The 13,689-nt window shown below is 45.2% G+C and carries 16 protein-coding genes and 1 other annotated feature; all 16 genes read right to left on the reverse strand.

Translation table 11 applies throughout. The features are described 5' to 3' along the window. Positions 1–27 precede the first annotated feature (27 nt). Entirely contained in the window at positions 28–3,576 is a 3,549-nt protein-coding gene (gene rpoB, locus MHH56_RS30300) for a DNA-directed RNA polymerase subunit beta (protein WP_076271437.1), read from the reverse strand. A 384-nt stretch (positions 3,577–3,960) separates the two neighbouring features. Continuing rightward, the gene (locus MHH56_RS30305; protein ID WP_339205294.1) at positions 3,961–4,560 is read right to left on the reverse strand and encodes a class I SAM-dependent methyltransferase; all 600 of its coding nucleotides are present in this window, start codon (positions 4,558–4,560) and stop codon (positions 3,961–3,963) included. A gap of 6 nt (positions 4,561–4,566) precedes the next feature. Beyond that, positions 4,567–4,695 (reverse strand): hypothetical protein, encoded by a 129-nt coding sequence (locus tag MHH56_RS30310; RefSeq protein ID WP_339205295.1) that lies wholly within the window; start codon positions 4,693–4,695, stop codon positions 4,567–4,569. Between the two features lie 92 nt (positions 4,696–4,787). Next, positions 4,788–5,147, reverse strand: a complete 360-nt coding sequence (gene rplL, locus MHH56_RS30315; RefSeq protein ID WP_076271439.1) for a 50S ribosomal protein L7/L12 — start codon at positions 5,145–5,147, stop codon at positions 4,788–4,790. A 92-nt stretch (positions 5,148–5,239) separates the two neighbouring features. After that, entirely contained in the window at positions 5,240–5,743 is a 504-nt protein-coding gene (gene rplJ, locus MHH56_RS30320; RefSeq protein ID WP_054025338.1) for a 50S ribosomal protein L10, read from the reverse strand. A gap of 57 nt (positions 5,744–5,800) precedes the next feature. Then, positions 5,801–5,966, reverse strand: a sequence feature (ribosomal protein L10 leader region). Between the two features lie 12 nt (positions 5,967–5,978). Further along, the gene (gene rplA, locus MHH56_RS30325; RefSeq protein WP_076271440.1) at positions 5,979–6,671 is read right to left on the reverse strand and encodes a 50S ribosomal protein L1; all 693 of its coding nucleotides are present in this window, start codon (positions 6,669–6,671) and stop codon (positions 5,979–5,981) included. A gap of 101 nt (positions 6,672–6,772) precedes the next feature. Beyond that, the gene (rplK, locus tag MHH56_RS30330; protein WP_054025340.1) at positions 6,773–7,198 is read right to left on the reverse strand and encodes a 50S ribosomal protein L11; all 426 of its coding nucleotides are present in this window, start codon (positions 7,196–7,198) and stop codon (positions 6,773–6,775) included. 121 nt (positions 7,199–7,319) lie between these two features. Then, positions 7,320–7,853, reverse strand: a complete 534-nt coding sequence (nusG, locus tag MHH56_RS30335; protein WP_054025341.1) for a transcription termination/antitermination protein NusG — start codon at positions 7,851–7,853, stop codon at positions 7,320–7,322. A 24-nt stretch (positions 7,854–7,877) separates the two neighbouring features. Further along, on the reverse strand, positions 7,878–8,087 hold the full coding sequence (gene secE / locus MHH56_RS30340; RefSeq protein ID WP_053373883.1) for a preprotein translocase subunit SecE: 210 nt from the start codon (positions 8,085–8,087) through the stop codon (positions 7,878–7,880). Positions 8,088–8,105: 18 nt separating this feature from the next. After that, positions 8,106–8,255, reverse strand: a complete 150-nt coding sequence (gene rpmG, locus MHH56_RS30345; RefSeq protein WP_015847242.1) for a 50S ribosomal protein L33 — start codon at positions 8,253–8,255, stop codon at positions 8,106–8,108. Positions 8,256–8,569: 314 nt separating this feature from the next. After that, positions 8,570–9,220: an RNA polymerase sporulation sigma factor SigH gene (sigH, locus tag MHH56_RS30350; RefSeq protein WP_053373882.1), complete on the reverse strand. Its 651-nt coding sequence runs from the start codon at positions 9,218–9,220 to the stop codon at positions 8,570–8,572. Positions 9,221–9,518: 298 nt separating this feature from the next. After that, entirely contained in the window at positions 9,519–10,043 is a 525-nt protein-coding gene (locus tag MHH56_RS30355) for an NYN domain-containing protein (RefSeq protein WP_339205296.1), read from the reverse strand. A gap of 3 nt (positions 10,044–10,046) precedes the next feature. Further along, entirely contained in the window at positions 10,047–10,808 is a 762-nt protein-coding gene (gene rlmB / locus MHH56_RS30360) for a 23S rRNA (guanosine(2251)-2'-O)-methyltransferase RlmB (RefSeq protein WP_076271442.1), read from the reverse strand. A gap of 49 nt (positions 10,809–10,857) precedes the next feature. After that, positions 10,858–11,283: a ribonuclease III domain-containing protein gene (locus MHH56_RS30365; RefSeq protein ID WP_339205297.1), complete on the reverse strand. Its 426-nt coding sequence runs from the start codon at positions 11,281–11,283 to the stop codon at positions 10,858–10,860. Then, positions 11,280–12,722, reverse strand: coding sequence for a cysteine--tRNA ligase (gene cysS / locus MHH56_RS30370; protein ID WP_339205298.1), 1,443 nt, complete (start codon positions 12,720–12,722; stop codon positions 11,280–11,282). Before cysS ends, MHH56_RS30365 begins: the two co-directional genes overlap by 4 nt. Then, positions 12,719–13,381 (reverse strand): serine O-acetyltransferase, encoded by a 663-nt coding sequence (gene cysE, locus MHH56_RS30375; RefSeq protein WP_076271445.1) that lies wholly within the window; start codon positions 13,379–13,381, stop codon positions 12,719–12,721. Before cysE ends, cysS begins: the two co-directional genes overlap by 4 nt. Positions 13,382–13,689: the final 308 nt, after the last annotated feature.

Below are 13,689 nucleotides of genomic sequence, written 5' to 3' on the forward strand. Positions count from 1 at the left end.
ACCATTTGACGGAATCTAGCAACTAGTTTATTCAGCAGCGCCGACTTCGGCACCTTCTATATTGAGGTTAAGCTTATCGCCTGTTGCCTCGTCTTCATCATCCATTTCCTTCATTTCGATCTCTTCTTCATTCTCGGATAGAATTTTAACGTCCATACCCAAACTTTGAAGCTCTTTGATCAAAACTTTGAACGATTCCGGAACACCTGGCTCTGGTACGTTTTCGCCTTTAACGATGGATTCGTACGTTTTAACACGACCAACCACGTCATCGGATTTAACAGTCAATATTTCTTGAAGCGTGTATGCAGCGCCATATGCCTCAAGCGCCCATACCTCCATCTCCCCGAAACGTTGTCCACCGAACTGTGCTTTACCACCGAGCGGCTGTTGTGTAACGAGTGAGTAAGGACCAGTGGAACGGGCATGGATTTTATCATCGACCATGTGCGCCAGTTTAATCATGTACATGACCCCAACTGTAACTTCACGTTCGAAATTCTCGCCTGTCCGTCCGTCATACAGTACGGTTTTACCGTTACGCTGCATGCCTGCTTCTTCCATCGTATCGAAAACGTCATTCTCGCGCGCGCCGTCAAATACTGGCGTAGCAGCGTGGATGCCGAGATGCTTACAAGCCATACCCAAGTGAACTTCAAGCGCCTGACCGATGTTCATCCGCGACGGTACGCCGAGCGGGTTAAGAACAACTTCTACAGGTGTGCCATCCGGTAGGAAAGGCATATCTTCTTCAGGCATGATACGAGCGATTACACCTTTGTTACCATGACGTCCGGCCATTTTGTCGCCTTCGGAAATCTTCCGTTTTTGAGCAATATAAGCACGAACGAGCTGGTTAACGCCTGGTGGCAATTCGTCGCCATTCTCCCGCGTAAATACTTTAACGTCAACAACGATACCGTCTGTACCATGCGGCACGCGTAGCGATGTATCACGTACTTCACGAGCCTTCTCACCAAAGATAGCGTGCAGCAATCTTTCTTCCGCAGTTAGCTCTGTTACACCCTTAGGCGTTACTTTACCAACTAGGATATCGCCAGCGCCGATTTCAGCTCCGACACGAATGATTCCGCGCTCATCTAGGTTGCGAAGAGCTTCTTCTCCGACATTCGGAATGTCGCGTGTAATTTCTTCAGGTCCAAGCTTCGTATCACGAGCCTCAGACTCGTATTCCTCGATGTGAATGGATGTATAAACATCCTCTTTCACTAGCTTTTCACTTAGCAGGATCGCATCCTCATAGTTGTAGCCTTCCCACGTCATGAATGCAACAACGACGTTGCGTCCAAGAGCCAATTCGCCTTTTTCAGTGGAAGGACCATCCGCAAGGATATCACCTTTTTTAATAACGTCACCTTTACGTACAAGCGGGCGTTGATTGATGCACGTTCCTTGGTTAGAGCGCATAAACTTGTGTAGTTTATGTTTTACCAAGTCACCAGTAACCGGCTTGCCATCGATTTGCTCGACGCGACGAAGCCAGATTTCATTAGCGGAAGAACGTTCGATTATACCGTCATGCTTCGCTACGATACAAACGCCTGAGTCTTTCGCTGCCTTGTGCTCCATACCTGTACCAACAAGTGGTGATCTAGGGATAAGAAGCGGTACCGCTTGACGTTGCATGTTGGATCCCATGAGGGCACGGTTGGAGTCATCGTTTTCCAAGAAAGGAATTAACGCTGTCGCAACAGATACTACCTGTTTAGGCGATACATCCATGTAATCAACGCGATCACTAGGCATAGTCAAAATGTTATCGGCTTGTTTATTGTAACGAACGATCGTATTCTCTTCTGCAAACTTGTCGTCTGGAGTCAGCTTCGCATTCGCTTGCGCGATTACGTAGTTATCTTCCTCGTCAGCAGTCAGATATGCGATTTGTTCTGTAACAATTCCAGTCTTCGGATCTACCCAACGATATGGTGCTTCAATAAAGCCATATTCGTTAATACGAGCAAAGGAAGACAAGGAGTTGATCAAACCGATATTCGGTCCCTCTGGCGTCTCGATCGGACACATCCGCCCATAGTGGGAGTGATGGACGTCACGAACTTCAAAGCCCGCGCGTTCCCGAGTCAAACCGCCGGGTCCAAGTGCTGACAAACGACGCTTATGCGTCAATTCAGCAAGCGGATTCGTTTGGTCCATAAACTGGGACAGCTGCGAGGAGCCGAAGAACTCTTTTATAGATGCAATAACCGGACGAATGTTAATTAGCGCTTGCGGCGTAATTGCATTCGCGTCTTGAATGGACATTCTCTCACGCACAACGCGCTCCATACGAGACAGACCGATACGGAATTGGTTTTGAAGCAGCTCGCCAACAGAACGCAGACGACGGTTGCCTAGATGATCGATATCATCCGTGCTGCCTACGCCATGAAGCAAGTTGATAAAGTAGTTAATGGAAGAAATGATGTCCGCAGGCGTGATATGCTTGACGGATTTATCAATAATGCCATTCGCAATAACTTTAATTACTTTGCTTTCGTCATATGGTGAGAATACGCTGATCGTTTGTAGTGGAATACTATCAGCATCAAGAACGCCATTAGCAACATGATACGTTTTGAAACCAACATCCTTCTCAAGCTTCTCGAGAATTTCATCAAGCAAGCGGCGGTCAATCATTTGTCCGGACTCAGCAATAATTTCGCCAGTCGCAGGATCAATTAGATTTTCCGCAAGACGTTGATTGAACAAACGGTTCTTGATGTGAAGTTTTTTGTTTATTTTGTAACGGCCTACGTTGGCCAAGTCATAACGTTTTGGATCAAAGAAACGAGCAACTAGCAAGCTCTTCGCATTATCCAAAGTCGGAGGCTCGCCTGGACGAAGACGCTCATAAATTTCAATAAGCGCTTTTTCAGTCGAATCCGTGTTATCTTTGTCTAGCGTGTTCCGAATGTACTCATCATGGCCTAGCAGTTCAAGAATCTCAGCGTCAGTACCGAATCCAAGCGAACGCAAAAGTACCGTTACCGGTATTTTCCGGGTCCGGTCAATACGAACGTAGATGATATCTTTAGCATCCGTTTCAAGCTCTAGCCAAGCGCCACGGTTAGGAATAACAGTAGCTGTGTAGTTTTTCTTCCCGTTCTTATCGACCTTCGTGCTGAAGTACACACTCGGGGATCGAACCAATTGGCTGACTATGACACGTTCGGCTCCGTTAATAATAAACGTGCCCGTCTCTGTCATAAGCGGGAAATCACCCATGAAAACTTCTTGTTCCTTTACTTCGCCAGTTTCCTTATTGAAAAGTCGCACCTTAACGCGTAAAGGAGCTGCATACGTCACATCGCGCTCTTTTGATTCATCGACCGAATATTTCGGTTCGCCCAAGCTATAGTCGATAAACTCAAGCGATAGATTGCCCGTAAAGTCCGAAATCGGAGAAATATCTTGGAACAACTCAATTAGGTCGCTGTCCAAAAACTTCTCATACGATTTTTGTTGGATTTCAATCAGGTTCGGGACTTCCAGCACCTCGTTGATCCTGGCGTAGCTTCTGCGCGCGCGCCGACCATACTGAACAAGTTGTCCTGCCAACTTAACCTCACCCCTCATGTCTGTATCACAGCATCGATAATCACTGCGTCACTATAGACGAACCAGCCGCCTATATAGTCAAATAAAGAAAAGCCCTTATCGAATGGTTCGAAAAAAGAGCATGTTCCGGCAGTTAACTAATCACAGCGCGGCCGTGACAGTCTCATATCAAATAATTTTGCCCAAAACGTAAACATTATACGTCAAATGTGTAAAACTTATGCATTCCGCGCTTTAAATTTACACTTGACATTTTAGTTAACTAAAGAGATCGAGCCCAATTTAATGCTGACATTTTATAATCTTACCATATCGCAAATGTCAAGTCAATAAATATTATTCAGTTTTCAAACATATTTTCAAAACATATTTTTCTCTAATTTTCTAAGCTTTTACAGCTCGGAAAATACGGTAGCCTTTATCCTTTGTTACTTCCTCTACATCTGCAAATAATGACTCTAATTTAGCTTTCGCCGAAGGCGCCCCTTGCTTCTTCTGTATGACAACCCACATGCTGCCGCCTTGTTCGAGCAATTCATAACCTTCTTCAAAAATCCGATGAACGACTGACTTCCCCGCCCTGATAGGCGGATTTGTAACGATGACATCGAACTTCATTTGCTTAACTGCTTCAAATAGATCACTTTGCAAAACGGTAACATTAGATATCTGGTTAAGCTTTGCGTTCTCACGCGAAAGCTCTACCGCTCTTTCATTTATATCAATCATCGTTACTTGCCCATGCTCAGCGAGTTTTGCTGATGTTAATCCAATAGGACCATAACCACAGCCAACATCAAGAATGTTTGCATTTGCATTCAGCTCCAAAGCATCGATCAATACCTGACTCCCGTAATCAACTCCTGATTTCGAGAATACGCCGGCATCCGTCATAAACTTCAAAGAAAAGCCTCGGAGAATTGCTTCATGAACTTGACGATTATGCTTAACATCTGGGCTCTGTGAGTAATAGTGATTCGACATTATTCATCACTCCCCGCTATTCCATATTGCATCGAGTATTTTGATATCGCCTTGCTTCAGCGAAAAGATACTCGATTCTCGTTGAAGGATAAGAATGGACAAGCCAAAAACTTGCACATTCTTATCCTTCAACATACAACGAACCCCTTGAAACCTGACGTTTCAAGGGGCTCGCCGGCCGATTCATCATTCAATCGCATGATCAGCTTATTTTATTGAAAGAAATACTACTTAACTTCTACGGAAGCGCCAGCTTCAGTAAGCTTAGCTGCAACAGCTTCTGCTTCTTCTTTAGCAACTTTCTCTTTAACTGCTTTAGGAGCGCTATCAACCAAGTCTTTCGCTTCTTTCAGGCCAAGACCTGTGATTTCGCGAACAACTTTGATTACGTTGATTTTTGAAGCGCCAGCGCCGTTAAGGATAACGTCAAATTCAGTTTGCTCAGCTTCTACAGCTGCGCCAGCACCTGCTGCTGCTACTGGAGCTGCTGCAGTTACGCCGAATTCTTCTTCAATTGCTTTAACAAGATCGTTCAGTTCAAGAACGTTCATAACTTTAATCGCTTCTAAGATTTGTTCTTTAGACATGATTATACCTCCGGGAATATGGTTTATTTTTTTTGGTTTATCCTACAGCCGACTTGCGTCGGTTCATTACTATAAGGGACTCTTGAAAAAAATTAAGCTTGTGCTTCTTGTTTCTCGCCGACTGCTTTAACTGCAAGCGCGAAGTTGCGCACTGGAGCTTGCAATACGCTGAGGAGCATAGAGAGCAAACCGTCGCGGGACGGAAGTTCCGCAAGAGCTTTAATTTCTTCTTGAGATACGACTTTACCTTCAACAACGCCGCCTTTAAGTTTCAAAGCATCGTTTTTCTTAGCGAAATCGTTCAAAATTTTAGCTGGAGCAACAGCGTCTTCTTTACCGAATGCAATTGCTGTAGGACCTGTAAGAATGTTGTTCAATTCTACATAATCCGTACCTTCAGTTGCGCGACGAACGAGCGAGTTTTTAAGAACTTGGAATTCAATTCCTGCTTCACGAAGTTGTTTCCGAAGTTCAGTTACTTGAGCAACGTTCAATCCACGATAGTCAGCTACTACTGTGCTAGAGCTATTAGCAATTTTTGCCGCGATTACGGCAACTGCCTCTTGTTTCTCTTGGATGATATTTGCGTTAGCCAAACTGTACACCTCCCGTAATAGTATACATTCCGTTAATTACGACGGGCTTTCCACGCCTCGATGCATGAGAAAGGCCTTCGCAGACACTGCGAAGGCCATGATGTCGTTATCGCGCATCAACCCTAAAGGATCGAATATTGCTTACAAACGTTTTATCATAACACCTCGGTAGGAAATTAAGCCTTATGGCACCTACTGTCTACGGTATGCGTATTCGAATTTAGTTCCGTTCTTCTTAGCGGTAAGCCGCTGTAGAAACACGAGCGCCAGGGCCCATTGTTGAAGAAACGGCAATGTTTTTCAGGTAAACACCTTTTGACGCAGCCGGTTTAGCACGATTAAGTGCATCGATCAATGATTTGAGGTTCTCGTTGAGTTTCTCAGCATCGAAAGATACTTTACCGATTGGCGCATGGATTTGACCTGCTTTATCAAGACGGTATTCAATCTTACCGGCTTTGATTTCTTGAACGGCTTTAGCAACGTCAAACGTTACTGTACCAGCTTTAGGGTTCGGCATCAAGCCTTTACCACCAAGGATACGTCCAAGTTTACCAACTTCAGCCATCATGTCCGGCGTTGCTACGCAAACGTCGAATTCGAACCAGCCTTGTTGGATTTTGTTGATCATGTCTGCATCGCCGACAAAATCAGCACCTGCAGCTTCCGCTTCTTTCACTTTTTCGCCTTTTGCGAAAACGAGAACGCGTTTTGTTTTACCAGTGCCGTGTGGTAGTACAACTACGCCACGAACAGCTTGGTCTTGTTTACGTGGGTCTACACCCAAACGAACTGCTACTTCAACGGACTCGTCGAATTTAGCTGTTGCAGCCTTCTTAACAAGCTCAATCGCTTCTAGAGGCTCGTAAGTTGCTTCGCTATCAAATAGCTTAGCAGCTTCTACATATTTTTTACCTTGTTTAGCCATTGTAATTTCCTCCTCATGTGGTTGTAGCGGAAAATCCTCCTAGGGATGATCCTCCCACTCGCGAAAGCCGAAGCTAACGCAAAGCAAGCTACCTCGCGGTATTAGTCAACAATAGTTACGCCCATGCTGCGAGCAGTACCTTCAACCATACGCATTGCCGATTCTACAGACGCTGCGTTAAGATCCGGCATTTTTTGCTCAGCGATTTCGCGAACTTTGTCACGTTTTACAGTAGCGACCTTTTTCTTGTTCGGTTCGCCTGAACCCTTTTCGATACCAGCTGCGACGCGAAGCAATACTGCTGCCGGCGGCGTTTTTGTTTCGAAAGTGAAAGAACGGTCTTCAAATACTGTAATAACAACCGGAATAATCAAGCCTGCTTGATCTGCGGTACGAGCATTAAACTCTTTACAAAACGCCATGATGTTAACGCCTGCTTGACCAAGTGCTGGACCGATCGGCGGCGCTGGGTTTGCTTTACCTGCAGGAACTTGCAATTTGACCATCTTGATGACCTTTTTTGCCATGCCTGACACACCTCCTTACCCTTTATTCCATGCGTAAATAGCATCCGCCTCCGCAAGGGGGCATTGCTATTTCGCGTCCAAACCACCACTAGTTTAACCCAGTGGGTTCGGAAACCAGATATTATATCTTTTCCACTTGAGTGTAATCCAGCTCTAGTGGGGTCTCCCTGCCAAACATGTTTACATGAACCTTCAACTTCGCTTTGTCCAGCAAAATTTCTTCTACTGTACCAACAAAATCTGCGAAAGGACCCACTTTGACGCGAACCGTTTCTTTCAAATCGAACTCGATTTTCGGTTTTGGTTCTTCCATGCCCATGTGTTTGAGTATTTGCTCAACCTCATCTGGCAATAGAGGAATCGGTTTTGAACCGGAACCTGTTGATCCTACGAATCCAGTTACACCTGGTGTATTTCGAACAACGTACCATGAATCGTCGGTTTGAACCATTTCCACAAGAACATAGCCGGGGTAGACCTTACGTTGGACAGTCTTCTTCTTACCATCCTTCTCTACCACTTCTTCTTCCATAGGAACAAGCACACGGAAAATCTTATCTTCCATGCCCATTGATTCAACACGGCGTTCCAAATTGGCTTTCACCTTGTTCTCATAACCTGAGTAGGTATGCACGACGTACCATCTTTTTTCCATCACAAATCCACCTTTGGACCCTTCTTAAACAATGAGTTCAACCAGAGACGAGATCCCGATGTCAAGAAGCCAAAAGTAAATAGTCACAAGCGTAATCGTGAGCAAAACCACGATCGAATAGCTTGTCAACTCTTTACGGCTTGGCCAGCGAACCTTCTTAAGTTCCGCCCAGCTGTCGGCAAAAAAACTAAACGTTGTACCAAAGCTTTGCTTTAGTTTAGCCAAAAATGCCACGTTCACACCTCCAATTGACTATCTCGTCTCGCGATGAGGAGTCTGCTCGTTACAGAACTTGCAAAACTTCTTCAACTCGATGCGGTCGGGGTGATTGCGTTTGTTCTTGCTGCTCGCATAGTTTCTCTGTTTGCAGTTTGTGCATGCCAACGTGATAATTACCCGCATTGAATTACACCTCCCGAACTGCTACAAAATACGAATCATGAAGCTCTATATGAAAGTTCATTGATTCCAACGCCAAAACGAAATAAAACCTCGATTTTAGGCCTACCTAAACACTTTATCATACAGCAATTTTGATGTCAATGTAAAAGATAAGTGTTAAGCCTGTGAATGATTGGAAACAAAAGCGCCATCGGTCTCGTATCTACCAGTATAGTCTACTTTTGTCCGTTTAAAACTAAAAGGACCGTATATTCCACCTAGACACCGCCAGATGGAAGACAGTCCTCGTAAAAATGATTTACGTATAAATGCGGCTAGCCGCTAATGTCTCTGACTTCCAAGTAACGTTCGAGCTTGCGTTTCACCCTTTGAAGAGCGTTGTCGATAGATTTCACATGTCTATCCAAATCAACAGCAATTTCCTGATAGGACCTTCCATCCAAATAAAGCATAAGCACCTTGCGTTCAAGGTCGCTTAATATTTCGGACATCTTATCTTCAAGGCCAATGAATTCTTCTTGATTAATAATTAATTCTTCTGGATCAGATACTCGCGTACCACAAATGACATCCAGCAGTGTGCGATCCGAATCTTCATCATAAATGGGCTTATCTAGCGAAACGTAGGAATTTAGCGGAATGTGTTTCTGACGCGTGGCTGTTTTGATGGCGGTAATAATTTGCCTGGTTATACACAATTCAGCAAAGGCTTTGAAGCTTGCTAGCTTGTCCCCTTTAAAATCACGAATTGCCTTATAAAGACCAATCATACCCTCCTGCACGATATCTTCACGATCCGCACCGATAAGAAAATACGAGCGCGCTTTGGCTCTCACAAAATTCTTATACTTGTTTATCAAATATTCCAACGCTATGCTATCACCATTGCGGACCGCTTCGACGATATCCTCGTCCGTACTGCTGTCATACTCGAGCGTACTCCATTCTTTGAGGTCGATACTCACGAACTATCCCTCCGGCCTGCAAGGCGTACACCGCTAGATTCTTATTCACGCAAACCTATCTGATTGAACTCAAAGTCTGAGCTCAACAGTGTTTCACGTCGAAAGATAAGAATGTATACTGAACAAAATCAACACGTTCTTATCGCTAATAATAGAGTCAGTATACATTATGTAACCTTACACCGTCAACCAATCTGAGCCCCGGCAACCACAGATATACTGGGAATTTTGTAACTTAGTGGAATGATCCGAGTCAATCATTCTATATCTATTTGAAGATTATCGCTTTTCCAATCTTTTATTTCTCTCCGCGCCGAAGTTTCTCCAGCTGGCTTCGAACCTCTAAACTAATTCTGCCGTCTACTGAATTCCGTTTTCCCGGCTGTTCCTCACGGAGTGTCTGCTCGATATTTTTGCGATTCTGGCCTATATCAATAAGCAGTTCCCGTGCTGATACACGAAGCGCACCTTTGCCGAATGCCACATGCTGCTCGACCAAATCCGAAGTGGCTACATATATATTTCTACGTCTGAGGAACAGCTCCGAGCATAAACGCTCGATGCATTCATCAGCTGTTTCCTTCTCTTTTGTGTAAACGATAGTCAGCCTGTGGTGCCTGTAAGTAGCGCCTAATCCAGGCACCTGATGCGCATCAAACACGACATACACTTTCATTCCTGTAAAACCTTGATAATCCGCCATTAAATCGAGCAATTTATCCCGCGCTTCTTCCAGATCATGTTCCTTCAGCTTCTCGAGTACCGGCCAAGCTCCAATTATGTTATAACCGTCGACTAATAAAATATCGTCGCGCCGGTTCATAACCTAAATGCTCCGGCGCTGCCGAACGACCTCATACATAAGAACACCAGCTGCAACGGAAGCATTTAGCGAGTTCAACTGACCAAGCATAGGAAGTTTAACGAGAAAATCACATTTCTCCTTAATAAGTCTTCCCATGCCTTTACTCTCGTTGCCTATAACGACAACCAGCGGCATGTCGAATTTCATTTTATAAACATCCTGTTTTGCACTTACATCGGTTCCCGCTACCCATACGCCCGCTTCCTTCAGCCTATCGATCGTTTGCGCCAAATTAGTAACGCGTGCAACCGGCACATGCTCAGCAGCACCCGCAGATGTTTTAAGAACCGTAGCCGTCAGCCCTGCTGCACGACGTTTTGGAATGATAACGCCATGTACGCCTGTGCATTCCGCTGTCCGCAGTATAGAGCCCAAATTATGAGGATCTTCGATTTCATCCAATAGCAAAATAAATGGAACCTCGTCCCGTTGTTTTGCTCGTTCCAGAATGTCCTCAACATCCACATAAGCGAAAGCCGCTGCCTGAGCGACAACTCCCTGATGTGTAACTCCAGGGGCTAAGCTGTCGAGCTTCCGCTTGTCGACAAACTGTACGATGATACCGGATTTCTTAGCTTCCGCTACAATGGGCTGCGTCAACGTTTTTTGAGCACCGTCAGCAATCCATATTTTATTAATTTCTCGTCCGGAACGCAGTGCTTCCAACACAGGATGTTTACCGGCTATCATTTCATCTTGATCTTGAATCGTTTCTTCTGTCATCGGTAACCCTCCTTTATTTTTTCATTTACAAATAGTTTCATGAGCCTTGTTAATTCTCATGCTTCTTAATTGCAATGGCAAATAGTTCATGTATTCTTTCGATTCGGCCTTCATAATAAAGATATCCAACCAAGCTCTCCAACGCTGTTGCTAGACGATAATCAGCCAAATCAGCGTTTTTGGGAGGCGCTCCCGATTTTGAATTGCGGCCTCGGCGGACGATGTCCGCCTCCTCCTCGGTTAAATGCGGCTGCCAGAGATCCAATGTTTTCTTTTGTCCTTTGGCAGAAACAAATTTTGTTGCCTCACGGTGAAGGTGATGTGATTTCTGATTCGGCAGTGAAATAAAATATTGTCTTACAAGAAGCTCAAACACAGCATCGCCCATATAAGCGAGAACGACCGGATTCATCAGCTGCGGTGACTTGGACGGCGGGTAAAAGAGCAAGCGGTTTGTATCGATATGCTCGCTCATTTACGCCGCCAGCGGATACCTTGCGGTGTATCCTCAAGGACGATGTTTTTCACTATGAGCAAATCACGAATTTCATCCGCTCTAGCCCAATTTTTGGACTGGCGAGCTTCGGTCCGCTCCACTATAAGCTGTTCGATATCCGCATCCAGCAGTTCAGCGTCCGCTTGTTGCTGCGGCAGCAAGCCAAGTACAGCATCCATACGCTCAAACAATGTAAGCAATGCATAAATCGCTTCTGCAGAGGCGTCTGCACGATTCAAATATTGATTAGCCTCAGCTACCAAATCAAACACAGTTGTAATCGCATCAGGCGTGTTGAAATCATCGCTCATTTTGGCATGGAATTGTTCATGAATCACTTTTAGTCTTGCATCCAGCGCTTCGTCGCCAGAATGGACAAGTCCGTTGCCACCACCTGCCGCCTCATTTAGCTTGCCTTCAAATGATGAAAGCCTATGCTTTAGATTCGCTGCACTGTTTGCAATCCGCTCTACGCTGTTCTCAGCTTGTGCAACCGTGTCATCACTGAAGTTGAGTGGACTGCGGTAGTGTGTAGAGAGCATAAAATAACGAATCGCATGAGGTTTAACCCGCTTCACCAGCTCATGCACCGAAATGCCATTGCCAAGCGATTTGGACATTTTCTCATTATTTATATGAATATAGCCGTTATGCATCCAATAGTTCGCCAGCGGTTTGCCTGTCAGCGCCTCAGATTGCGCAACCTCGCATTCATGATGCGGAAACTGCAAATCATGACCGCCGCCATGGATATCAAGAGTATCCCCAAGGTATGCGCGAGCCATAGCCGAGCATTCGATATGCCAGCCTGGGCGTCCATCGCCGAAAGGGCTTTCCCATTTGATTTCGCCCGGCTTAGCGCCTTTCCATAATACAAAATCCTGTTGATTCTCTTTGCGGTCGCCAATTTCAACTCGAATACCGAATTGAAGCTCTTCAATATTCTGATGAGAGAGCTTGCCGTAATCCGCGAATGCAGACGTACGATAATAAACGTCTCCGTCACTCATATAAGCATAGCCTTTATCTATCAAGCCTTGAATAAAGGCAACGATTTGTGGAATATGCTCCGTTACCCTTGGATTAAGTGTCGCCTTATGAACACCCAGCGATTCGATATCTGCATAAAATGCCGCAATAAATGTCTCCGCTACTTCAGGGACTGTCGTACCAAGCTGTTCTGCTTTACGAATCAGCTTATCATCGACATCTGTAAAGTTAACCACATATTGAACTTCATTACCTACATCCTCCAAATAACGACGAACAACGTCAAAGAAAATAACCGGACGAGCGTTTCCAATATGAATATAGTCATAAACGGTTGGTCCGCAAACGTACATTTTCACCTTACCTGGCTCTTGCGATACAAAAGGTTCTTTTAGCCGCGATACTGTATTATAAATGGATACTGTCATTTTCGTATTTCTCCTCCAGCTACAGGATTCCGAAGCTTATCGAGCTCGGATTTTAATTCGTCTATTTCCTTCTGCATTGTACGGAACATTTCGATGACCGGATCGGGCAGCTTCGTATGATCAAGTCGATCGCCTACACGCTCGCCGTTTCTTTTGACCACGCGTCCCGGGTTTCCAACTACCGTACAATTGGCAGGAACCTCTCTGAGTACAACCGCGTTTGATCCTATGTTAGAAAATTCGCCCACTTGAAATGAGCCGAGCACCTTCGCTCCTGAGCCAATAACTACATTATTGCCAATTGTCGGGTGACGCTTCCCTTTTTCTTTACCCGTTCCGCCAAGAGTTACTCCCTGATAAATAACGACATCATCGCCAATCTCACAGGTTTCACCAATGACGACACCCATGCCATGATCGATAAACAATCGCTCGCCGATACGGGCACCTGGATGAATTTCGATGCCAGTCATAAAGCGGCTAACCTGGGAGATCAAGCGCGCTGTAGTATACCAACCTCTACGGTATAAGGGATGGGCAATGCGATGCGCCCAAATTGCGTGCACACCTGAATAGGTGAAAATAACCTCGAAGCGACTGCGAGCAGCCGGATCATTCTCAAAAACAGCTAGTATGTCCGATCGAAAATGACGAAACATAAACAATGCTCCTTTTTCCTACGCTCATAAATTTCTAATAAAAGAAAAGCCTCTGCAGCATAATATGCTGCAGAGGCGTGTGATCTCGCGGTTCCACTCTGCTTGAATAAATCGACAGCTATCCTCGCTGAAGTTTATTCACCTTAAGGTCTTTAACGCAGACGATACGTTGCTGCCTACCCTGTCCAGCCAAATATATGCCAATATAGCCGATTAAGCGTCGCCGCCATCCTCATCATTGCGCATTACCTGCTGACACAGCTCGGAACAAAGCTCCCAGGTGCATATTTCCGTTCGGCGGACCAGAC

It is taken from the genome of Paenibacillus sp. FSL K6-3182, assembly GCF_037976325.1.
Classification (GTDB): Bacteria; Bacillota; Bacilli; order Paenibacillales; family Paenibacillaceae; genus Pristimantibacillus.

What these genes read in the sequence shown, in the direction of transcription:
- rlmB (WP_076271442.1), bottom strand. Translation starts at nt 10,808, where the DNA reads ATGACAGAAGAAACGATTCAAGATCAAGATGAAATGATAGCCGGTAAA.
- MHH56_RS30310 (WP_339205295.1), bottom strand. Translation starts at nt 4,695, where the DNA reads ATGTTGAAGGATAAGAATGTGCAAGTTTTTGGCTTGTCCATTCTTATC.
- MHH56_RS30365 (WP_339205297.1), bottom strand. Translation starts at nt 11,283, where the DNA reads ATGAGCGAGCATATCGATACAAACCGCTTGCTCTTTTACCCGCCGTCC.
- nusG (WP_054025341.1), bottom strand. Translation starts at nt 7,853, where the DNA reads ATGGAAAAAAGATGGTACGTCGTGCATACCTACTCAGGTTATGAGAAC.
- MHH56_RS30355 (WP_339205296.1), bottom strand. Translation starts at nt 10,043, where the DNA reads ATGAACCGGCGCGACGATATTTTATTAGTCGACGGTTATAACATAATT.
- cysE (WP_076271445.1), bottom strand. Translation starts at nt 13,381, where the DNA reads ATGTTTCGTCATTTTCGATCGGACATACTAGCTGTTTTTGAGAATGAT.
- rpmG (WP_015847242.1), bottom strand. Translation starts at nt 8,255, where the DNA reads ATGCGGGTAATTATCACGTTGGCATGCACAAACTGCAAACAGAGAAAC.
- cysS (WP_339205298.1), bottom strand. Translation starts at nt 12,722, where the DNA reads ATGACAGTATCCATTTATAATACAGTATCGCGGCTAAAAGAACCTTTT.
- rplK (WP_054025340.1), bottom strand. Translation starts at nt 7,198, where the DNA reads ATGGCAAAAAAGGTCATCAAGATGGTCAAATTGCAAGTTCCTGCAGGT.
- rplA (WP_076271440.1), bottom strand. Translation starts at nt 6,671, where the DNA reads ATGGCTAAACAAGGTAAAAAATATGTAGAAGCTGCTAAGCTATTTGAT.
- MHH56_RS30305 (WP_339205294.1), bottom strand. Translation starts at nt 4,560, where the DNA reads ATGTCGAATCACTATTACTCACAGAGCCCAGATGTTAAGCATAATCGT.
- rplL (WP_076271439.1), bottom strand. Translation starts at nt 5,147, where the DNA reads ATGTCTAAAGAACAAATCTTAGAAGCGATTAAAGTTATGAACGTTCTT.